21 protein-coding genes are annotated in these 20,498 nt (G+C 36.0%); 13 read left to right on the top strand and 8 right to left on the bottom strand.

Annotated features, from left to right (window positions below; all coding sequences use genetic code 11):
- Positions 1-33 precede the first annotated feature (33 nt).
- Complete coding sequence (locus tag JSS34_05165; GenBank protein ID MBS0185714.1) at positions 34-738, bottom strand: hypothetical protein; 705 nt, start codon at positions 736-738, stop codon at positions 34-36.
- Between the two features lie 136 nt (positions 739-874).
- On the bottom strand, positions 875-1,903 hold the full coding sequence (locus JSS34_05160; protein ID MBS0185713.1) for a helix-turn-helix domain-containing protein: 1,029 nt from the start codon (positions 1,901-1,903) through the stop codon (positions 875-877).
- Positions 1,904-2,261: 358 nt separating this feature from the next.
- On the opposite strand from JSS34_05160, the gene JSS34_05155 reads away from it, so the two are divergent.
- The 3 genes from JSS34_05155 (at position 2,262) to JSS34_05145 (ending at position 4,089) form a co-directional block, all read left to right on the top strand.
- Positions 2,262-3,398, top strand: a complete 1,137-nt coding sequence (locus JSS34_05155; GenBank protein MBS0185712.1) for an acyltransferase — start codon at positions 2,262-2,264, stop codon at positions 3,396-3,398.
- 119 nt (positions 3,399-3,517) lie between these two features.
- On the top strand, positions 3,518-3,691 hold the full coding sequence (locus JSS34_05150; GenBank protein ID MBS0185711.1) for a hypothetical protein: 174 nt from the start codon (positions 3,518-3,520) through the stop codon (positions 3,689-3,691).
- 248 nt (positions 3,692-3,939) lie between these two features.
- Positions 3,940-4,089, top strand: coding sequence for a hypothetical protein (locus tag JSS34_05145; protein MBS0185710.1), 150 nt, complete (start codon positions 3,940-3,942; stop codon positions 4,087-4,089).
- A gap of 17 nt (positions 4,090-4,106) precedes the next feature.
- Here JSS34_05145 and ptsP read toward each other — a convergent pair whose 3' ends face one another.
- The gene (gene ptsP, locus JSS34_05140) at positions 4,107-6,386 is read right to left on the bottom strand and encodes a phosphoenolpyruvate--protein phosphotransferase (protein MBS0185709.1); all 2,280 of its coding nucleotides are present in this window, start codon (positions 6,384-6,386) and stop codon (positions 4,107-4,109) included.
- Between the two features lie 20 nt (positions 6,387-6,406).
- The gene (locus JSS34_05135) at positions 6,407-7,474 is read right to left on the bottom strand and encodes a nitronate monooxygenase (GenBank protein ID MBS0185708.1); all 1,068 of its coding nucleotides are present in this window, start codon (positions 7,472-7,474) and stop codon (positions 6,407-6,409) included.
- A 112-nt stretch (positions 7,475-7,586) separates the two neighbouring features.
- Here JSS34_05135 and ubiG point away from each other — a divergent pair, with 112 nt between their 5' ends.
- From ubiG to JSS34_05120, 3 genes are read left to right on the top strand one after another with little or no spacing between them, the layout of a single operon-like run.
- Positions 7,587-8,297 carry a bifunctional 2-polyprenyl-6-hydroxyphenol methylase/3-demethylubiquinol 3-O-methyltransferase UbiG gene (gene ubiG / locus JSS34_05130; GenBank protein MBS0185707.1) on the top strand — a complete coding sequence of 237 codons (711 nt, stop codon included), beginning with the start codon at positions 7,587-7,589 and terminating at the stop codon, positions 8,295-8,297.
- Between the two features lie 57 nt (positions 8,298-8,354).
- Positions 8,355-8,837 carry a YbaK/EbsC family protein gene (locus JSS34_05125; GenBank protein MBS0185706.1) on the top strand — a complete coding sequence of 161 codons (483 nt, stop codon included), beginning with the start codon at positions 8,355-8,357 and terminating at the stop codon, positions 8,835-8,837.
- 21 nt (positions 8,838-8,858) lie between these two features.
- Positions 8,859-9,275, top strand: a complete 417-nt coding sequence (locus JSS34_05120; protein ID MBS0185705.1) for a DUF2000 domain-containing protein — start codon at positions 8,859-8,861, stop codon at positions 9,273-9,275.
- A 199-nt stretch (positions 9,276-9,474) separates the two neighbouring features.
- Here JSS34_05120 and JSS34_05115 read toward each other — a convergent pair whose 3' ends face one another.
- The 3 genes from JSS34_05115 to apaG are packed head-to-tail and all read right to left on the bottom strand — an operon-like array spanning position 9,475 to position 12,259.
- The gene (locus JSS34_05115) at positions 9,475-10,356 is read right to left on the bottom strand and encodes a hypothetical protein (protein MBS0185704.1); all 882 of its coding nucleotides are present in this window, start codon (positions 10,354-10,356) and stop codon (positions 9,475-9,477) included.
- Between the two features lie 46 nt (positions 10,357-10,402).
- Positions 10,403-11,860 (bottom strand): TrkH family potassium uptake protein, encoded by a 1,458-nt coding sequence (locus JSS34_05110; protein MBS0185703.1) that lies wholly within the window; start codon positions 11,858-11,860, stop codon positions 10,403-10,405.
- A 6-nt stretch (positions 11,861-11,866) separates the two neighbouring features.
- On the bottom strand, positions 11,867-12,259 hold the full coding sequence (gene apaG, locus JSS34_05105; protein ID MBS0185702.1) for a Co2+/Mg2+ efflux protein ApaG: 393 nt from the start codon (positions 12,257-12,259) through the stop codon (positions 11,867-11,869).
- 434 nt (positions 12,260-12,693) lie between these two features.
- On the opposite strand from apaG, the gene JSS34_05100 reads away from it, so the two are divergent.
- The 4 genes from JSS34_05100 to JSS34_05085 all read left to right on the top strand — a co-directional run bounded on the left by JSS34_05100 (position 12,694) and on the right by JSS34_05085 (position 16,669).
- Entirely contained in the window at positions 12,694-13,680 is a 987-nt protein-coding gene (locus JSS34_05100; GenBank protein ID MBS0185701.1) for an ABC transporter substrate-binding protein, read from the top strand.
- Positions 13,681-13,684: 4 nt separating this feature from the next.
- A complete protein-coding gene (locus JSS34_05095) occupies positions 13,685-14,464 on the top strand; it encodes an ATP-binding cassette domain-containing protein (GenBank protein ID MBS0185700.1) in 780 nt (259 codons plus the stop codon).
- 2 nt (positions 14,465-14,466) lie between these two features.
- Positions 14,467-15,330 carry an ABC transporter permease gene (locus tag JSS34_05090; protein MBS0185699.1) on the top strand — a complete coding sequence of 288 codons (864 nt, stop codon included), beginning with the start codon at positions 14,467-14,469 and terminating at the stop codon, positions 15,328-15,330.
- Between the two features lie 91 nt (positions 15,331-15,421).
- Entirely contained in the window at positions 15,422-16,669 is a 1,248-nt protein-coding gene (locus JSS34_05085) for an amino acid permease (GenBank protein MBS0185698.1), read from the top strand.
- Between the two features lie 8 nt (positions 16,670-16,677).
- Here the strand turns inward: JSS34_05085 and JSS34_05080 are convergent, their stop codons facing one another.
- Positions 16,678-18,252 carry a hypothetical protein gene (locus JSS34_05080; protein MBS0185697.1) on the bottom strand — a complete coding sequence of 525 codons (1,575 nt, stop codon included), beginning with the start codon at positions 18,250-18,252 and terminating at the stop codon, positions 16,678-16,680.
- A 222-nt stretch (positions 18,253-18,474) separates the two neighbouring features.
- On the opposite strand from JSS34_05080, the gene JSS34_05075 reads away from it, so the two are divergent.
- From JSS34_05075 to JSS34_05065, 3 genes are all read left to right on the top strand, one after another.
- Entirely contained in the window at positions 18,475-18,684 is a 210-nt protein-coding gene (locus tag JSS34_05075) for a hypothetical protein (protein MBS0185696.1), read from the top strand.
- A gap of 395 nt (positions 18,685-19,079) precedes the next feature.
- Positions 19,080-20,231, top strand: coding sequence for a hypothetical protein (locus JSS34_05070; protein ID MBS0185695.1), 1,152 nt, complete (start codon positions 19,080-19,082; stop codon positions 20,229-20,231).
- A 118-nt stretch (positions 20,232-20,349) separates the two neighbouring features.
- A partial coding sequence (locus JSS34_05065) for an IS256 family transposase (GenBank protein MBS0185694.1) occupies positions 20,350-20,498 on the top strand: 149 nt, incomplete at its 3' end.

The following is a 20,498-nucleotide window of genomic DNA, read 5'->3' as shown; positions in this document are numbered from 1 at the left end:
CTCAATATCTCTTCTCTCTCCTTCTTTGTCAATTTAATTGATGACACGCCCTAATACTGGAAAAGAACCTGTAGAAAACAATGTTGCGACCTCTTTATCCCCCATATGAGCAAGGGTAAGAGATAAGCTTCTTAAGGAAGAAAGCCTCCCGGTTGCTTGTAGAGCATCTACTCCGAGACGATCCACAGTCAATAATCTCAAAGTTAAGGCTTCTAATTGAGGACATAAAGAAAGAAGGCTTGAGACAGGACGCACCATTGTGCCACGTTCTTTTTCGATGCCTTCTATGTCAATAGAAGAAGTAATTGCATTTACTATATGAACACAACGCGGTGAAAGTTGGGACCCTGTGCGCCTAGAGGCTGCCTGTGCCGCGGCTTCAGGAAGGCTGTAAACCGCATGTTTATAAGTCCAAGGTTTACCAAAATTAGCAAAAAAATCATTTATAACTGCTGCGTCATCAAAGGAGTCAGAAGTCACTTTTCGTACTTGCTGAGAGAATATATGTCCATCTATTCTTACTGATAAGGTATCACCTTCAAGGGAATCACTGAGTTGATCTGCGAGAGCTTTTGCTGAATAATGGTTCTTTATATAAAAGCTTTTAGCGGGACCATAGGTTCGAGGTGTTCTCTCTTCTTCAGCAGCCGCGGCACCGCCTGACATTGCAAAAGAAGAACCAGAAATAAGGCTTGTTCCGAGAAGTAAAACTGAACAAACTTTAGATAATGTTTTCATAATATATTTCCTTAATTATAATTTAATTTGAGAAAAAGTTAAAAGAACATGTATATTATGTAGGGTTTTTAGAAGAAAATTTCAAGGTAATTTATTTTTATATATTTGTTTTTTTGTTAGGAGAGAAGTTTTTGATTTAAGGCGTGTCAATTTTTGGGGGAAGTTGTTCTAAAAGTTTTTGAGAATTTAAAGAAAAATTTCTTATAACCTGTCCGGATTTACCAAGAGGAGGCATAACTTTATGATCAAGAGAAATCTCAAGCCCTCCTGCATTTCCAATTGTTAAATAAGCGTCATCTCCTGAAGGAAGTTTATAAAATTCTCCTGGTTGCATTATTTTTGTGTAACTTGGAACACCAGAAGCATTTGTAATCTGAACCCATACACGTTCTTTTGCCGTCAACAGGATTTCGGGAGGGGCAGCAGGAGAAGAAAGAGAAGAATCTTCTTCAGAAGGCGAAAGCGGGCTTGCGGAGGATTCTGAAGGATTTTTTTCTGAAGGAAAGTCTTCAATGGACGAAGTTTCAGTGAGGGAAGTTTCGGTAGAGCTCTCGGGGGATGAAGAGGCGTTATTATTTTGATCAGGAGATAACAAAGGAGTGTGATCAAAAGAAGGCTCTTTGGTTTCAGAGGAAAGGCTAGGCAAAGAGGAAGGAAGTTCAATTGTTTTGACTGGGGTAGAATTTAAAGGTTGTGGGGAAGGGGGAAGAGAGGAATTAAAAAGGGAAGACATATCTGAGTTAAAATAAATCCAAAGCCCAATGCCCAAAATGATGATTATGAGACCAATGAGATAACTTAGATAAGACGGCGTGCTTTTTTTAGGAAGAGCATCTGGAAAAGAAGAGAAATCAGGTTCTTTACTTGTATTATTTTCTTTTTGATACTCAAGGAGAATTGAGTCTTTATCGAGCTCTAAGTAGGTTGCATAACTTTTGACGAATCCGAGGGTATAAACACGCTCAGGAAGATTTTCTGTATCTCCCTCTTCAATTGCTTTTAAAAAAGCTTTTCGAATACAAAGCTGTTGAGAGGCTTTGTCGAGGGGAATTTTATGCTCTTCTCTTTTTTTTCTGAGTAAGGCTCCTATAGGACTTGAAGACGTATTTGAGATGTTTTTATCTTCTACTTCACGTGCAGGTACGGACATTTTTTTATTTTTCATGAAGAAACCATTATATTTTTTATTTACGAATGTATGTTTCTGAAACTCGAATTATAACAATAATATAAAATGAAAAGCAAAGAAACACTTTCTTTCATAATTCAGCTTAAAATAAATTTATAAGAAAGATGAATCTTGAAAAAAAACGATGTACCATGCTTTGTAATTCTTAAATATTATCTGCTTATCTTTGATTTTCAGAAGATGTAGATATTTATCGTGGCTTGTTTAAAATATATTTTTATGTCATGAGTAGAAAAAAGAGTTATGTATTTGAACTTTATGATGATGATAAAGAATTTTTTTTGTTATGATGAATGGGTCTTAAAAAAACAAAAATAAAAGGTGTAAGGCGTAGATGATCCTTTTTCATTCTTATCCAAACTTATCTCATAAAATAAATAACCTCAGAGCGATGTCCGCGCTCTTTGTGCTAATTTATCACTACTTTATTTTCTTTTTTACGGCTCAAGGACTCTCTGCGCTCTATTCAGTCTTCACGCCGCTTGAATTTCCGAATCAAGATTTAATTCAAATGGTAAAAGATTTTCCTTTTGATCTTGGAAAATTTGCAGTGGCTGAATTTTTCTTAATTAGTGGATTTCTTGTTCCATCCTTAATTGAGAAGTACCCCACCCGTGCTTCCTTTTTTAAAAATCGCTTTTTCCGCTTGTGGCCTATCTACGCTATTGGGCTTGCAATAAATATTATATTTATTTGGGGCGCATGCCTTTATAATGGTTTGGATTTTGTTCATACTTTAAAGTCGGTTATTGCTTCTTTTTTCTGCGTACGTGATTTTTTAGGGTACCCTTTTATTACAGGAATTGTGTGGACTTTTGAAATTGAGGTAAAATTTTTTCTTTTTTGCCTTGTGGTCTATCCTTTGATTCAAAGGCCTTCTCCACGCGGGCTTCTATTCTTAAAAACGTTTCTCTTTTTTGGGTGCTTTTATTTAGCTTCTCTTTTGTATGAAGATCAAAAGACACATTTTTATGCCTATCAGTTTTTTAAAATTTTAAGTAATAACCTAAATTATTTTTGTTTTTTGCTGATTGGGATGTGCTTTTCTTTTTTTCTTTTAAAAAAAATCTCTCAAAAAGTCTTTATTACTTTTTGTATTCTAACCTCTCTTTTCTTTCTTATTGAAAGTTATTTAATTTTTACGCCTGTTGTTTGGTTTCGTATAGTTTTTAGTTTTTTTCCGGCCCTTTTTCTCTTTATTTGGTATATTGCAAAAAGTGAACCTCATAAATCCCATCATGTTCCGATTTTAAGGGAAATTTCTGAAATGAGTTACCCTCTTTATTTGATTCATGCAATTCCAGGATATATTATTATGTATATTTTGTATGATTATGGTTTTTCTCTTCCCATCGGGATCATCGTTGCCTGTCTTATGTCTTATGTTCTTACATATGTTGTTCACCATTATATGGAAAAACCAATTCGGAATAAATGGAGCCGTAAAGGAAATACGTTTTTAAAGAAATAGGAAAAATCTAAAACGTTGGAAGAACACAAAAAAATTAATCCCTTAAAGTTTTCTTATTAATTTTTTAAAAGAAAAAAAATGAAACGTTTTATACTCTTTTTTTATTCAGTTCTCTGATTATGGGGGGAAGTGAAAGCCGTTTTTCGGCTCAAGCAGGGGGATGCTTGAGTAGAGGTGGATATGAAGAAATTAAGCCAGAAAAGCATAAGTCAGGAAAGTTAAAAAACACAGAAAAGCCTGAAAATCCGGGAAAATCTGATGCAAATCCTTTCGCGTATAAGGACATTTATTAACGAAGAAGATGAAGAGGAGACGTTGGTCATTCAAGAAGAGGAAGACTCAAAAAAATTTGGAATTTTATATCAGAGAAAGAATATCTTTAATTTTACTTTTCTTGATTTTGGGAGTCAAATTTGTAAAGCAAAAACAGAGTTTGGCAAAAATACGCTTCTTAAGATTGATCTTTTACAGTTTTATCCAAAAAAGTTCTGATAGTGGGGTAGAAGCTTTCTTAAAAAAAATAGAAAATGATTTAAATGCTATGAAAACGTCTTCAAGTCCAACAAAAACATTCTATTTTAAAGAGATTTCAGGCCCTGATAGACAGCAAAGATGTGATTTTCTTATTCTTGATGGGTGCAGACGTGCTCTTAAAATAGAATTTCATCCTCAACATCTTAAGCCGGTATAGGAAATATATTCCTTTTTTTAGACGGCAAGACCTAAATTTTGATGGGCATAGCGTTTAATTTTTTTCCGAAGAGAATGGTCGCTTGAAGAGAGAAGAGGCTCTAAAAAGAGAGAAATAAGCTCTACATCAAGATTTTGGATCATTTTTTTTATGGATAAAAAACAAGATGGATTCAAAGAAAGTGTTCTAAAGCCTATGCCTATAAGAGCAAGTGCTTCAATAGGATGAGAAGCCATTTCACCACAAAGACTAATCGGTTTTTCATAATTTCGACAGACATCAAGGATATACTTCAAAAAAGACAAAAATCCAGGTGAAAGAACATCATATCGGTTATAAAGTTGTGGATTGCATCGATCGGAAGCAAAAAAGAATTGAAAAAGATCATTGCTTCCTATGGAAATAAAATCAACATGTTGGATAAATTTTGGAAGTTGCCAAGCAAGCGCTGGAACCTCAAGAGTGATGCCGCATTTAAGAGAATTAGGTGTTGCTCTGTTGAAAGAGAGCTCTCTTTCGATCTCTTGATGAACAATTTTTTTAGCAAGTTCAAATTCAACATACTCACTAACCATTGGAAACATAAGATAAAGATCTTTTCCTTGAGCTGCACGAATAAGAGAACGTATCTGATGTTTCAGAAGGGAAGGACGATCTAAGAGAATGCGTAAGGCTCTCCAGCCAAGGAGCGGATTCGCATTCTCAGGATGGTTAAAATAAGGAAGAGGTTTGTCTCCCCCAATGTCAAGGATTCTAAATAAAATAGGCTTATCTTGGGCAAGATCAAAAATTTTCTTGTACATACGTGTTTGGGTGGGAACGTCTGGAAATTCCCCTTCAAGCATAAAGGGAATTTCGGTTCTAAAAAGGCCGATACCATCGGCATTAAATGTTGAAAGGTGGTTAAGATCAAGAGAAAGGCCCGCGTTTAATAAAAGAGAAACCGGAACACCATTTTTTGTGGTAAGTTGCAGTGGAGTAGAAGGAGAGGGGGCTATTTTCTGAGAAGTTGTTTTAGAAATAGTATAAGCTTCTATTTCTTGAGTATAAGTATTTAAAATGTATTCTGCTGGGTTTATATAAGCAAATCCAGAGGTTGCATCCACAATCACGTTTGATCCCTCAGAAATTTGTGTGAGAGCGTGCGATGTCCATCCAAGAATTGGAATTCCAAGAGCTCTGCCAATGATGGCAACATGGGATGTCGCTGATCCTTCTTCTAAGATAATTCCTTTAAGATGAGGATGGGTGTAGTCTAAGAGCTCTGCAGGCCCAAGACTTTTAGCGACAAGAATAAAATCAATGTCGAGATTTTTAAGGGAAGATATTTTTTTGTCTCCAACGAGGACACTCAAAAGCCGATGGGTAACATCTTCAATATCATAAAGAAATTCAATCGCGAACGATTCATGGCTTGAGAGAAGTTTGAACTTAATATCAGACAGAACCTTTTCGAGGGACGACTCCGCAGTAAGTCCAGTATTAATGGCATCGTGAATGCTTTGAATCCATCCTTTATCTTGAGAAAACATGTGATAAGATTTAAGAATATCCAAGGGAGACTGAAGGTGTTCATTTTTTTCAAGATTATCTGTAAGGTTATTTAAAGTCTCTTCAAGCGTGGCATTAAAAGAATCTAAAGCACTTTTTAAACGCTGAATTTCATAAGAAGGATTATCTGACAATATTTTATGAGAAATGTTTTCAGGTTTATAAAAATATGGTTTTCCAATCCCAATACCTTGAGATAAAGAAATTCCAGAAATTTTATGAGAAATTACATCTGATTCTAAAGAGGATGTTTGAGAAATGGATTGGACAACAATTTCTGAAAGTGTGATTGCAACTGTTTCAAGATATTCTATTTCTTCTTCTGAAAAACTTTTTCTTTCTTTGTGCTTAATAAATAAGGCGCCAATACATCTTCCTCCTCTTAAGAGAGGAATCCCTAATATTGTTTTAAATTCAGCTTTATAGACCCCAAATTTTGGATGTTTTGAAAGATCTTCAATATAAACAGGAATTTTATTTTGAAAGAGTGCACTTAAAATACCATCTTCAGAAGAGAGTATTTTCTTATAAAAGCCTTCGGATCGTATTCCCTTATGGTCAACTAAAATAAATTCTTGAGAAACATGGGGGTTCATTCTATAAAGTGATACTGTGTCAGATGCAAAGGCAGCATGAATACACCGCAAAATGTAATCTCGTTTTTTATCGGACGATAAAGTTCCTGCCATAATGTCTTTTAAAAGACGAATTAAACGGCGTGGTAGATTTTGATTTTTATCTGACATAAATTTCCTTAAATGGCGTATTAATTGGAAGAAGAGTGTGTCCGTGTCTCAAGTGCGTGATAAGCTTGAGCCAGCAGTTCTTGGATGATGTCATGTGTTGATTGTTCTTGACATACCATGCCAACACTTTGGCCAGCCATAAGGGATCCATTTTCAATGTCTCCTTCTACGACTGCTTTCCGTAAGGTTCCTGCCCAATAATGCTCGATTTCGAGTTGAGCTGTTTTAAGATCAATAAGACCTTTTTCATATTTATCAATTGCATTTTGTTGTGCGATTAAGAAAGAACGTGTCGCACCATTTGAGAGAGATCTGACGGGAATAACTGGGAAACGGGCATCAATTTGAACAGAAACTAGAGCATCTCGAGCATTGGCACGAATGAAAGCTTGTTTGAAATTTTGATGTGCGCGCGATTCAAAAGCGCAGACGAAACGTGTGCCAAGTTGACATCCGGAAGCACCCATTTCAAGATAGGAAATCATCATTTCTCCTCGGCCAATTCCCCCTGCAATGAAAATGGGAAGATCTTTGGCGAGAATAGGTAAGATTTCTTGAGCAAGAACACTTGTTGAAACAGGTCCAATGTGACCTCCGGCTTCATTTCCTTCCAAAATAAGAGCATCTGTCCCATTTTTTATAAGTTTTTTTGCAATAATGAGCGCTGGTGCAAAGCAAATAACGCGAATCCCAGCTTTCTTGAGCGTATTAATAGAAGGAGCAGTTGGAAGACCACCTCCTAAAACGGCATGAGATACTTTTGTTTCAATGAGCACATCCATGAGTTCTTCAAATTGCGGATGCATCGTAATAAGATTTACGCCAAAAGAATGCTTTGTCAGGGATTGGGTCGCTATTATCTCTTGTTTTAGAAGATCTGGAGACATTGCTCCACAGGCAAGAACACCAAAACCACCTGCATTTGAAATTGCAGAAACAAGATTTCTTTCAGAAACCCAAGTCATTGCGCCTCCTAAAATCCCATAGCGTGATTTTAGAAAGTCACATCCTCGTTGCCACAAGATTTGAAGTTTTTCTTGAGGGGATGAAGGATAAGATGCTGGGTTTTGTGCCAAGGAAGAAGGCATTTTCATCCTAAGGTTAAAGGGGTTAAAAGGTTAATCTCTTTTCAAAACATTCATAAGATGATAGCCTCAGGCGTACTTGTCAATCTTTTTGGATAAAAATTTGGATAAAAAAATGACCTCCTCTCTGAATCTCAAAGAAATTAACCATTTTAGAAAATTATCTGACCTTTGGTGGATAGAGGGAGGACCTTTTTCGATGCTCCATCGTTTGAATCCCTTGCGGGTTCAATATATTAAAGACTGGGTAGGCGGGGATTTAAAGGGATTAAAAATCTTAGATGTGGGATGTGGGGGAGGGATTTTAGCAGAACCTCTTGCGCGTCTTGGTGCGGATGTTACAGGACTGGATGTTATCCCTGAAAACATAGAAGTAGCCTCTTTTCATGCAAAAGAAGAAAACCTTGATATTCAGTATTATGCAACCACGCTCGAAGCGTATCTTAAAACTAGCTCTTTAAAATTTGACGTGGTTCTTGCTCTTGAGGTTTTAGAACATGTCGAAAATCCAAAATATTTTTTAAAAGCGTGTGGCTCAGCCTTAAAGCAAGAAGGGTCTTTATTTGTATCAACATTTCATAGAACGATTAAATCTTACCTTTTTGGGATTGTAATGGCAGAGTATATTTTAAAGTGGGTTCCAAAAAACACACATCACTGGACGCATTTTTTAAAACCTTCTGAAATTTATGAGGCTTTGAGAGAGGACAACTTTATATTTGAAGATCTTGTTGGGGTGACCTACGACCTTTGGGCCAGTAAGTGGAAAATTTCCCAAGATACAGGCATAAATTATATGGGCGTTTTGAAGCGAAAAGTATATTGATAAGGACCTTGGCTCTTTGTTAAAAGAAAAATAGATTAAAAGATTAGGAATAATGAAATGACAGAAAAGTTGGCAAAAAGTGCCCAGAGTGTTCAAGAGGCTCTCAACCAGAAAGGATTGCAATGCACTGTAAAGATGCTGTCTCAAAGCACACGGACAGCAGAAGAGGCGGCTGCAACACTCAATTGTGATGTTTCCCAAATTGTAAAATCACTGATTTTTAAAACAAAAAAGACTCAAAGCCCTCTCTTAATTCTTGTTTCTGGTCCGAATCGCGTAAATGAAAAATGTATCGAATCTTATCTTGAAGAGGAAATTACAAAGGCGGATGCTGACTATACGCGAGAGGTAACAGGCTTTGCAATTGGTGGAATCCCACCGATAGGACATGCCCAAAAAATTGATCTCATTTTTATCGATGAAGATCTCTTAAAATTTGACACTTTATGGGCAGCCGCGGGAACCCCAAATTCTGTCTTTAGCATAAAAGGAAAAGATTTGTGTCTTCTAACGGAAGCAAAAGTTGTTTCTGTCAAATAAAGGAAAGAGGAAGGATTAAAAATGTCATTTGAAAATAAACTTGTTGCTCTTGTGAATAAAGATATTGAAATTGGTGTTGCCATGAACGCAATTGCGCATATGACACTTGGGTTTGGAGCAAATTTAAAAAAAGATCTCTTAAGATTGAACGATTATATTGACAAAGATGGGAATATTTATCCAAATATATCCCAAATGCCTTTTATAATTTTGCGTGGAAAATCAAGTGAAATCCGGAAAGCTGTTCAAGCTTCAAAGGAGCAGAAAATTCAGTTTGGCGTCTTTCTGAATACAATGACAGGTGGAACCTATCAAGAACAACTCGATAATACTCATCAAACAAAGGAAGAGGATTTAATTTATTATGGCGCTGTTTTATTTGGGCCCTGGGATGCGGTGAGTCTTATTACCAAAAGGTTCTCTCTTTATCGTGGATAAAGATAAAAAATGAATTGTATTTTTATCTTTTAATAGACTGAAACGATATTTGATGTACTGTTTTTTCTTTAAAAGAACGTTATAAGTTAAATTTCCAAAAAAAAATTTGAAATTTCATAGAACAGTGCTCAATAAGCCAACTGGGACGAGATGCTTTATAAACCCAACAGGCTTGGAAGAAAATTTTAGAAATTATGACTTATGGTGTGTCCTTTGAAGAATGCGATAAACGAGATGTTTTCCATTCTTTAAAACTTGTTTTCAAAGAAGAGTTTTGTTTTCTAAAAATGGCATATTCTTGATAGCCTTGAATCATTTCACGATATTCTTTGAGGAGTGCATTTGATCTTTCTTGGTCATTTCTATCTTGAAGATCTTTTATGTAAGTTTCAATTTTTAAGCATAATTTAAGATCTTCAGTGGGTGATCCTATATAGCCGCTATCGCTTAATAAGTGATGCGTTGAAAAATCTATCCATGCAAAAAAACGAGAAATCAGTACTTTTCTTACGATATCATCTTTAGGGTTTAAATATAATGAACGTTCTAAAGCTGTAAAATATTCGTCTTTTAGATTTAGGCCGCCTTCAGTATTAAAATAAAACAGGCCCAGCCACTTGAAAGGCTCAGAGTTTTGTGGTTCATCAATAATCCATTGTGTCAATATGGGTAGACTGTCTTTTCTCTTTAAGATAGCAGGTGGAGATAAATGAGGCTTCCATCTCCATTCATCTTCTGGATCATTTTCTAACCAATATATATATTTTTGACAAATCAAGTGTATAAGCTGACGTTTTTTTGCCTCAGAAAAGCTTTCCATAAAAGCAATAAAGTCAAGATATTTTTGAGTTGCTTGTTTTTGAAAATCAACAACCTCCTTTCGAGAAGCTCTTTCTCTTAGTTTGATTACCTCTATAGACATTTGGAGATATTCTATGAGAAGGAAATAATCTTCATCCACTTTCAATTCTTGATAAAATTCAACGAGATGCCCAGTATCAGTGGGTGGGTGGGTAAAGCTTCTACGCTTGAATTTTAGAGGCTTGGAAGGAGGAAACAGGTGTCGATCGATAAGTATCATGGTTATTTCCCTTAATGTATTGATGTCAATCTCTTAAATAAAAATTTTAATGTCTCCAAAAAGTCGGTGTAAAAAGAATCAAAATTGTCAAAAGCTCAAGGCGGCCTAAAAGCATCGCAAAGGTCAAAATCCATTTGGCTTCATTTTTAAGAGAAGCAAAAGTTCCTGTTGGTCCAATGATATTCCCCAGGCCTGGCCCAACATTTCCAAGAGAACTTGCTGCTGCTGAGAGAGCTGTAACAAGGTCCAGGTCAGTCAGAGCAAGAGCCGCTGCAATAGCCGCAAAAGAAAATCCATAAAGCGTAAAAAAGGTTAAGACGGAAAGTGTAATGGATTCTGAAATGGGATGTTTGTTATAGATTGGAATAAAAATACCATGGGGGAGTCTTAAAAGTTTAAGATGTGTGCGGGCAATTAAGCAAAGAACTTGAAAGCGAAATATTTTAATGCCTCCGCTTGTTGATCCTGTGCATCCACCACTAAACATTAAGAAAAAAAAGAGAACAACTGGGAACCCACCCCAAGTACTATAGTCACCTGTTATAAAGCCCGTTGTTGTAATAATAGACGCAACACTGAAAGAGGAATTGAGAAGACTTTGCGCAATGGGTTGATTGTTGACGGTAACATTCCAAAGGCTTAAGAGAGCAATGCACGTTCCTAAAACATACAAATAAGCACGCATTTGAGCATCTTGCCAAAGAACCCTGGTCTCACCACGGCTAAAACGAATAAATAGAATTAATGTGCTTCCTCCAATAATCATAAAAATAATGAGAATAATTTGAAGGAGAGTATTATTAGAATAAGCATTAATAGAATTATTATGGGTGGAAAAACCTCCTGTTGAAATGGTGGAAAGCCCATGACAAAGAGCATCAAAAGGTGTCATTCCTGCCAGATTTAAAAGAAGAATGCAAACGATGATAAGAAAAGAATATATCATGAAAATAGCAGAGGTAATTTGAGAAACGCGCGGAAGTATTTTTTCAGAACGATCAGAAAATTCACTGTGAAAAAGATGCATTCCACCAATACGTAAGAAGGGAAGAATCGTAAGAGCCATAACGATGATTCCAATACCTCCGATTCCTTGGAGCAGGGCACGCCATAAAAGAAATCCTCTTGAGACATGATCAAGGTTAGTTAAAATTGTAGAGCCAGTTGTTGTAAGGCCAGAAGTTGATTCAAAAACGGCATCTGTAAAAGTCAAAGAAAGCGTTTGAGATAAAAAAAAAGGCAAGCTGCCTAATAAGCATAAGGTAATCCAGCTTAAAGCTGTTAATAAAAAGACTTCCTGAGTTCGCAGTGTAATAGGTTCATCAGAATGGGTGGAGAAAATAAATAAAAGACTTATAACAGCCCCAATAATCCCAGCAAGAGCAAAAGATTGCCACTCTTGGGTACTATCACGCAGTTCAAGAAGCATTGGAATCGTCATAAGGCAGGATAAGACGAAGACTAAAAATCCAATGATAAAGAAGATAGGCCTAAAAGTAATCATGTCCTTTTAATGAAGTGAGGTTGTTTGATAAGGGCTATCAAGAGAGAAAGGTGGAATTTCAATGGAAAGTTCTTTTCCATTTTCCGTAAGCATTATATAGTTCCCGGCCATGATTCCTGAAGGCGTTGAAAGGGGAGTTCCACTCGTGTATTCAAAAGGTTCATGAGGAATCAGAGTGGGTGTTTGTCCAATAACGCCCTCTCCATAAAATTCATGAAGTTTTCCCATAGAGTCTGTGATTTTCCAATGGCGTCCAATGAGCCTAACAGATTCTTTTCCTAAATTTTCAAGGCGAATACGATAAGCCCACATATAATGGTGTTGAGAAGGATCAGATTGTTCCTCAAGATAAATGACATCAACATTAACCATGATATTATGGGTTGTTTTTGTATACATCTCTGACTTTTCCTTTTTAAAACTTTATTATAGAACTAATTTTGTAAGAACGCTAAAAAATTAAGTCAAATAATAAGAAATAAATTATTAGAACATTGTTTTTGCAAAAATAAAGAAGAAAAATCACAAGGATTTTAATTTTTTTAAAATCATTTTTTAAAATGACATCTGCAGAAAAACAACGAAATTCTTTTAAAGTCTTAAATTAAGGAAGAGGATAAAACATTTTTCTTTTTTTTCTTGACTTATGATGCAGAAAAAAGGCTATTTTAAAAAGGAACAAAAAGTTGAGTCTAAAAAGGTTTGAAATTCGGAAACCCTGAAACATGTACGGAAACAGAGACAGATCTTTAATAAAAGGATGGCGATGGCAAAAATAGTTTGCCCTTTGCTCTTGCTTTTCTTAAATTTTTCTTTTTCTAAAGAGGTCTCTGATGTCAACGCGTTCTAAAAACATATTCATTGGTTTGCTCGTCTCTATTTTTTTGGGGTTTATTGTTTATGAACTCAAAAAACCTCATTCCACACTTCCAATTATAACGATCGCCAATTACGGGCCACACTCATCCTTAGAAGAAACAATACGTGGAATCAAAGAAGGTCTTGAGGAAAAAGGTTTTAAGGAAAATGAGACAATTTCTTTTAAAATTTCCCATGTCAATTTTGATCATTCTCTTATCCCTCAAATGATTTCAAACATGATGGCCCATAATCCTAAGATTATGGTTGCTCTTTCCACGCCTATTGCGCAAGTGCTTAAAAATAGTCAAAAAAATGTTCCTATTGTTTTTTCAGCAATTACGGATCCCGTAGAATCGGGGCTCGTTCGTTCTGCTGATAAATCTCATGAAAATGTAACAGGCTCCTCTGATCAACAAGATCTTGAGCTTTTCTTAATATTTGCAAAAGATCTTTTGCCAAATGCAAAGAGAGTTGGAATTATGCGTGCAACGGCAGATGCAAATGATTTTGCTCTTGTCCGGCTTATGGAAAAGGCGGCTCAAAAATTAGGATTTAAAGTTGTTGTTGTCCCTGTGGATCAAGCGCGTGATATTCCTCAACGCATGCAGCTTTTTAAAGATAAAGTTGATTTTATTTATGTTGGAACAAGCGGCCCTATTCAGCCCGCTCTTCCAACTATTGTTGCAGAAGCGGATCGCATGAATATCCCTGTTTTTAATGCCGATTCAGAAGCTGTTTATAAAAATCAGGTCTTGGGGAGTTTTGGTGTTACGTATTATCAAGTCGGACGTAATGCCGCTCTCCTAATTGATCAACTTTTAAAAGGAAAAAACATTTCTGATGTTCCTCCCCTTTATCCTTCTCCTCAAGATCATCATGGATTCATAAGTAAAAAACGGGCAGAAAAGCTTGGAATTACGAATCTCAACAGCACAATTAACATCACAGTTATTGAGTAGAATTATGTTAAGTTTGTCAAAAGTTTGTAAATCATTTCCCGAATGCGTTTCTCCTGTTTTAAAAGAGATTGATTTTTCTGTAGAAGAAGGGGAATTTTGTATTATTATTGGCTCTAATGGTTCTGGAAAGTCTACGCTGCTTAAAACAATTTCGGGCGTACATTCTTGTGACTCTGGAACAATTATACTTGATGGAGAAGACATAACAAATAAGTCTCTTTATCAAAGATCCCATCTTGTTAGTACTGTTACGCAGGATATTTCTCTGGCAGCTTTAACAGATATGAATGTTCTTGAAAATATGACATTAAGCTTATTAAGAGGTCAAAAAACCCGATTAAAATTTTATGAGAGGCATGCCTATTCTATCGAAAAAAATCTTAAGGAACTTGGGCTGGGGTACGAAAAATATCTTCATTTGCCATTAGGATCTTTGTCAGGAGGACAGAGACAAGTTATTGCATGTCGGATGGCCCTTTCTTCAAATCCCAAAATTCTTCTTCTGGATGAGCATACGAGTGCTTTGGATTCTAAGACGGAGCGTCTTGTTATGGAGCATATGGCTCAAACAATTGAAAAACAGAAAATTACCACCCTTATGGTAACCCATAATCTACAAGAGGCACTTCGCTATGGTACACGACTTCTTATCATGAACCAGGGGGAGTTCGTCTATGATATAAAAGGAAATGATAAAAAGAAATTAACGCTTAAAAAATTAGAAAATTTATTCTATCAAGCTGAAACTGCTTACTTGGAAAATAAGGAGCCCAAAAAATTATGAATATGTTTTTTGAACTTATCCCAGTAGGTGTTTTACAAGGACTTGTTCTTGCATTAGTTGCTCTTGGCATTTTTATCCCTTTTCGGGTTCTAAATTTTCCGGACTTAACAGCTGAAGGATCCTATCCTTTAGGGGGAAGTGTGTGTGCAGCTCTCGTGATGTGTGGAATGGATCCTTTTTTAGCTCTTTTAATTGCGGGATTTTGTGGCGGGCTGCTGGGAGCCGGCACGGCGCTGATTCATATTAGTTTAAAAGTCAATACATTGGTATGTGGTCTTATTTTAACAACAATGGCTTACAGCCTTAATTTAAGGTTTATGGGAAAACCGAACCTTTCTCTTTTTGATCAGACAACAGTTTTTACTTTTATTGGAGAAGGCCTTGAAATTAAAAGTCTTTTTGTTCTCGGGATTTTAATTGTTTTAATTGTTCTTTTGTTTTTATTTTTAAAAACAGAAAAAGGACTCAGATTTAGATCTATTGGTCTAAGCCCTCTCTTTTCGGAACGCCAAGGCATTAATGTTCCAAAATATATGATCTTAGGGCTCTTTACAGGAAATTTACTCTGTGGGCTTGCAGGAGGGTTGATGGCTCAAATTCAAGGATACACAGATGTGGGAATGGGCTTCGGACTCGTCCTCCATGTTTTAGCGGCCCTTATTATTGGAGAAGGGCTTATAAAAAATAAAAGTATTTTTGCACAACTCTTTGCGCCTTTTTTAGGAGCTCTTGTTTATCAACAAATACAAGGATTGGTTGTCGCTCTTGGATTAGAGCCTTCTGATCTTAAGTTTTTTACAGGTCTGTTTGTTTTAAGCATTATTGCTGTCCGTGAAAAGAAGCATAAAAAACACTTTTTTCCATAAGATTTAGAATCTTCCCTCTATAAACTGAGATGTCTTACATGAAAAATAAGATCGAAGCGCAGGGTAATCAATTACTTAAATTAATTGGTTTTTGGTAAGGTGTCGCTTTAAGTATTGGAGCTGTTGTTGGGGTAAGTATTCTTATTCTTCCCGCTTTGACAGCTACGATTGCTGGACCAGGCTCTATGCTATCTGGCTAGGTATTGCGATAGTAACTTTTCCAATTGTTTTTACTCTCGGATCTTTTGGAAGGATTATACCCAATGCGGGAGGTGTTCTTTCATACATAACACGTGCTTTTGGTACGCGTTTTACGAGAGCAGTTAGTTTTGCTCTTTTGGGCTCTGTTCCGATTGGAACTCCTATTGTTGCGTTAATAGGAGCAAATTATTTGGGTGGATTCTTTTCCTTATCTCCTCTAATTATTACACTTATTGCTTTTTTAATGATTTTTATATCTCTTCTCTTGAATGCAGTTGGACTTAAAATTGCTGCCAGAGCTCAAATTTCTGTTGTGTGTATGGTTATTACGTTCATCCTTTTTTCTATGTTTTCGGGCCTGCCTTTTATTAATAAAGAAGAATTTACACCTTTTCTACCAATGGGATGGGGTGCAGTCGGTTACGCAATGGTTCCTATTTTCTTTTCTTTTTGTGGGTGGGAAATGATAACATCTCTTGCAGAAGAATATAAAAATCCTGAACGTAATTTTTTCCCCAGCCTCTTAACAGCAGCGATTATTATAACAATTCTCTATGTAGGAGTTTCTTTTGTGACAGTAGCCTCAGGGGTCTATCATTCTTCAAAAGCAATGATGGATCCTTTTAGTATTCTCATTGGTCAAGCTTTTGGAAAAGAGAGCGCCTTTGTAGTAACTATTCTCGCTGTTCTTATGGCATTTATGACCACCCATATAAATATTACCGGTTTTTCGCGTCTCATTTATGCACAAGCCCGCAGCGGCAATTTGCCATCATGTCTTTCATCTCTTCATGAGAAATATAAAACCCCTATTGGAGCTTTGTGGAGTTTAGGGGGCCTTTTTGTAATGACTCTTTTGACACAGTTTATTTTCCAATTTGATTTAATTGAATTGATTAAACTGCCAAGTACGGTCTTTGTCTTTTCATATGTCGTTATTATGGCGGCTGGGGTGAAGCTTTTTAAAAAGCAAAAATGGGTTTGGGTTTCTTCTTTTATTTCACTCATAATGTGTCTCTTTATTTTGCTTCTTTCGACTTATGTTATGATTTTTCCATTAATATTATTTTTTATTGGATGGGTCTTGGGGAAATCTAGACACACAAAAAATAATCCTTCTTTAAATGATTTGATGTGATTATATAGTTAAAAGTCAAGCCGACGTGCAACAATGTGTTTGCTCTCAAAAACTGGTTGAATATTCCATTTCTTAATGGAATTTGGAGAATAATAAATACTCACATCCTGAGAAAGCGCTCCTGTCTCAATAAGAGAATTTATATATTCAGCAACTGCTTTTGCACGAGGGGTAGACAAGTTTAATAATTGCAAAGGGCGTCTTGTTTGAAGAGCTGCTTTGATATTTGCATAAAAATCTGAGTTTAGCTTTTGATACATGTTCATATCCATCACTGATGGTAAATTTACTTGAGGCTGTCTTATATGATTTGAAAAATCTATTTCTTCCCCTTGAACTTGTCCTTCCTCAAAAAGTTTTTGAAGACCAAAGCTGTCTTCTTGATGAGCTTGAATTTGAAAGAGGTGGTCATAGAGACGATCATCAAAATCCACGAGAGAAGTTTGAGTTTTTAAAGCTTTGAGAAGCTTTTTTGTTAAGCGTTCTGGTAAAAAATGTACGCTTCCTAATTCATCCAAAAACTGTGCATGATTCAAAAGGCGATAGAGCCATTGCTTTGTTTCTTCTTCATTTTGGGTTCTTTGAAGAAGAGAAAGAGATAAATTTTCTTTTCCTATTACGCTGGAAAGTTCTGTGTCAGCTGTTCGGATTAGATGAAAAGACTCCTGATAGCTTAAAGGCCTTTCAGGAATTTCATATTCAAAAGGAAGGGTTGAGAACCCTCTTTCAAAAAGAGGTTTTCTTTGATCATCTACAAAAGGAGAAGGGATAAATCCATCGTGTGTCAAGAGAGAAGAAAGACGCCTACGCCAATCCGTTCCTTGAGCCCTTTGGGTATGAATGGGGTGGTCCCAAGGAACATGATAAATATTTTGTAGGGCATAAGAAGAGGTGAGCTCTGTAAAATAACATCCTTTAGGAATAAGCGTGCCGTAAGCAGTTGTGTGCGGGGTTTCTGGATAATAGAGATACTGTGAATAGCATCCTTTTTGACTTCGGATGGCACCTACAAGTTCTTTTCTTAAAGAGCGTCCCCAATGGGTCCGAGGGGGTTCAGGCGTGTAATTTCGAGGGTCCAGAGTTGAAATAGAAGGATTTATTTCATTTGGAGAAACCATTTTTTGATTGGTTAAATTCATGGTATCACAAAAGTCAATACAATGACCACGATCAAACGTAAGCCCATTCCATTTAAACCCCGAACTATTAATGGGAAAATTATCACGTGCGTATCTATTTTGAAGAGGTGGCGTTCGTGTGTAAGCAAAAGAATGATGCGTGACAGCGTCCCATCGGCTGAGAAAATTAACGCGGTTATCTTGATAAGAACCATAAATTACAAAATCGAAATTATGAGTGGGTGCAGATAGATGATTGTAAAGCAGAATAGTACCTGTTTCATCAATAACCCATCGGTAACTTGCAGGGAGCATAGGCCAGTGGCATTGGGGAAGAACATCTGTAATTTTTTCAAAATGGGAAGGAAGAACAAGGGGAGTGGGTCTTAAAGAGTGTATTTGATTATCGTAGAGAGCTTGTATTTCTTCGGCATCAGAAAAAGTTAAAGCATATGGAGAATTCAATAAGCTTAGAAAACTTAAAAAAAAGAGATAGAAAAAGAATTCTAACGAAAAGTTGAAAGTTTTTTGAGGCATGATACTTAAAGTTTACGTTTAAATAAAAAAAATATCTTAAAATCAGTCTATTACATTTTTTATTTTTTAAAAAGATTTTTTATTATTAATTCTAGGCGTATCATTAAAGAATAGCTCTTAAAAAATAAAACAAAATAGGAGAGAGTTTAAATGACGATAAAGAAGATGATAAAAAATGCCTTATATATCTGTTCAGTTATTATTGGAATGACTGTCATGCCTTTTCAAAGTTTTGGAAATGAAGACTTAGAGGATGTAAAGGGAGGGAAAAAATGTGATTCTCATCAGGTTAAGCAATGTATTGGACCTACTCAGGAGGAGTGTTCTTATACAACTCATTTAACGTGCAGTGAGTTTTAAAAATTAAAGCCTTAAGTTTTAACGACTCATGCGTTTTTCTGAACCTAAATTATCCTGATTATAATTCAATTTTGTTCTTTTGATATAATATTCAAAAAGTATTTTGGTGTCTTAATAATGCACAAAAAAATTGTTGTTTATTGAGGGTTTTAAAGACACAAGAGCTTTTAATTAATAAAAAATGTTTAGAAAGGTTTCACTGAAGCTTGGACAAACTCTATGGGAGCACATTGTTTTCTTATTCATTTGAAATGATGAGCTTTAGGTTTAAAGCAACTTTAAAGGCCTATATATTTAAGTAGGTTTTTTTTGTTGTTTTATAAACATCAATTTATTAGATTTTCAATTATATGCCTGCTTTAAAATTTAATTTTTAAAAATGAGGAAAATCTTATATGAAATTTAAAATATTTTTGTCGTTGATCTGTCTGATGGTTTCTACAGACTCCTTTGCAATGCAAATTAAATTAAATGAGGAAGAAACACGAGAATTTCTAAGCAAAAACCCTCCTTCACACCCTGTCGTTGAAAGAGCTGTTGATATTTATAATTCTGTAACAGCTCATAATTGGAAAACTTTAACAGATCTTCTACAGCAGTTAGAAGGCCGAAAATCCGAGATTACTTCTGAGTTTTTGACTCAGGTCAAAGCACGTGTCGAAAGGGATAAGACATCTTTTTCAAACTATTTTGATGAAATTAAAGGCGTGAAACCTGAAGCTTTTATGGGGATTTTTCCAGTTCAAAATATTTGTGATATTTTAGCGCAAGGATGTCGAAATGGCCAAGGGGTTGCCTCTCAGCGTCCCATTTTGGATGAGGTTTTTGAGAGTTTGACTGCCGAAAAGCTTGAAAAATTAGGTGTGGATATAACATCTCATTCCCTTCATGATCATCAGATAACCGTTGCTAAAAACACCCTCGTCTATGTTCTGAACGCGTTAGACCCACAAACATTTAATCAAGACTATTTTCTAGACCATAAAATGGCTTACGGAATTCCAATGCTTCCGGAAGAGCTTGAATCTCTTACCATAAAAGGGCTAAAGGAAAGCTTTGAGGCTTCTCCTCTTTGGGCTGGAAATAGGGTTCTTGCTTTCAATGCAGGATTTCAATTTGGATGGCCTCCTACAACACTTCATCAAGCCCTCCTTTCTCAATTTAATGGGAAAGAAGACGTCTGCCAAGCCTATGATGCAGCTTCATTTGTGGCTTTTGTTGTGAATTCTCCTGCAAGACTCTCAATTATAGATGTGGATATTCTTTGGCAACATCTCAAGGGGAAAGATGTTGGCGAACAAAAAGGTTATTCTGAACATCTTGCAGCTGTTACAAGTCTTAAGCCTGTTGAGAGCCCAATGCCTGGGGATATTGTTTATAATCGTATAGGAGGAATTAATTTTGCGGTGTATTTAAAAGAAGGAGAAGAGGAAGGAACTTACTTTGGGTTGGCGACACGGAAAGCCGGAGATGGCATGACGTGGGAAGGACCAGGGATTGGAAAGTTAATTTTTAATAATCCTCAGATTTTGTATACGTCCCAATAAGTGGTGTAAAATTGAAAGACCTCTTGAGCGGAGCCTGAAAGTAGCTCAAGCGAAAGAGGTCTTTAAAAAAGATTGAGTCATTGTTAAATTCCAAATTGCAACAAAAGGAGTTTTAACAATGACTATAGATAAAATGACATTTTTAGAGGTACTAAATCAAGCTCAAGATAAAGATTTTTTAGCAGAGGTTGCTAAATTTACTTTAGAGCGTTTAATGGACTATGAAGTGACAGCTCAAACAGGTGCTTCTTATTATGCTCGAGATAC

Source organism: Pseudomonadota bacterium (assembly GCA_018242545.1).
GTDB lineage: Bacteria > Pseudomonadota > Alphaproteobacteria > 16-39-46 > 16-39-46 > 16-39-46.
The sequence above is the reverse complement of the archived record's forward strand: the minus strand, read 5'-3'. Positions and strand labels throughout refer to the sequence as shown.

What these genes read in the sequence shown, in the direction of transcription:
- JSS34_05165 (MBS0185714.1), bottom strand. Translation starts at nt 738, where the DNA reads ATGAAAACATTATCTAAAGTTTGTTCAGTTTTACTTCTCGGAACAAGC.
- JSS34_05160 (MBS0185713.1), bottom strand. Translation starts at nt 1,903, where the DNA reads ATGAAAAATAAAAAAATGTCCGTACCTGCACGTGAAGTAGAAGATAAA.
- JSS34_05155 (MBS0185712.1), top strand. Translation starts at nt 2,262, where the DNA reads ATGATCCTTTTTCATTCTTATCCAAACTTATCTCATAAAATAAATAAC.
- JSS34_05150 (MBS0185711.1), top strand. Translation starts at nt 3,518, where the DNA reads ATGGGGGGAAGTGAAAGCCGTTTTTCGGCTCAAGCAGGGGGATGCTTG.
- JSS34_05145 (MBS0185710.1), top strand. Translation starts at nt 3,940, where the DNA reads ATGAAAACGTCTTCAAGTCCAACAAAAACATTCTATTTTAAAGAGATT.
- ptsP (MBS0185709.1), bottom strand. Translation starts at nt 6,386, where the DNA reads ATGTCAGATAAAAATCAAAATCTACCACGCCGTTTAATTCGTCTTTTA.
- JSS34_05135 (MBS0185708.1), bottom strand. Translation starts at nt 7,474, where the DNA reads ATGCCTTCTTCCTTGGCACAAAACCCAGCATCTTATCCTTCATCCCCT.
- ubiG (MBS0185707.1), top strand. Translation starts at nt 7,587, where the DNA reads ATGACCTCCTCTCTGAATCTCAAAGAAATTAACCATTTTAGAAAATTA.
- JSS34_05125 (MBS0185706.1), top strand. Translation starts at nt 8,355, where the DNA reads ATGACAGAAAAGTTGGCAAAAAGTGCCCAGAGTGTTCAAGAGGCTCTC.
- JSS34_05120 (MBS0185705.1), top strand. Translation starts at nt 8,859, where the DNA reads ATGTCATTTGAAAATAAACTTGTTGCTCTTGTGAATAAAGATATTGAA.
- JSS34_05115 (MBS0185704.1), bottom strand. Translation starts at nt 10,356, where the DNA reads ATGATACTTATCGATCGACACCTGTTTCCTCCTTCCAAGCCTCTAAAA.
- JSS34_05110 (MBS0185703.1), bottom strand. Translation starts at nt 11,860, where the DNA reads ATGATTACTTTTAGGCCTATCTTCTTTATCATTGGATTTTTAGTCTTC.
- apaG (MBS0185702.1), bottom strand. Translation starts at nt 12,259, where the DNA reads ATGTATACAAAAACAACCCATAATATCATGGTTAATGTTGATGTCATT.
- JSS34_05100 (MBS0185701.1), top strand. Translation starts at nt 12,694, where the DNA reads ATGTCAACGCGTTCTAAAAACATATTCATTGGTTTGCTCGTCTCTATT.
- JSS34_05095 (MBS0185700.1), top strand. Translation starts at nt 13,685, where the DNA reads ATGTTAAGTTTGTCAAAAGTTTGTAAATCATTTCCCGAATGCGTTTCT.
- JSS34_05090 (MBS0185699.1), top strand. Translation starts at nt 14,467, where the DNA reads ATGTTTTTTGAACTTATCCCAGTAGGTGTTTTACAAGGACTTGTTCTT.
- JSS34_05075 (MBS0185696.1), top strand. Translation starts at nt 18,475, where the DNA reads ATGACGATAAAGAAGATGATAAAAAATGCCTTATATATCTGTTCAGTT.
- JSS34_05070 (MBS0185695.1), top strand. Translation starts at nt 19,080, where the DNA reads ATGAAATTTAAAATATTTTTGTCGTTGATCTGTCTGATGGTTTCTACA.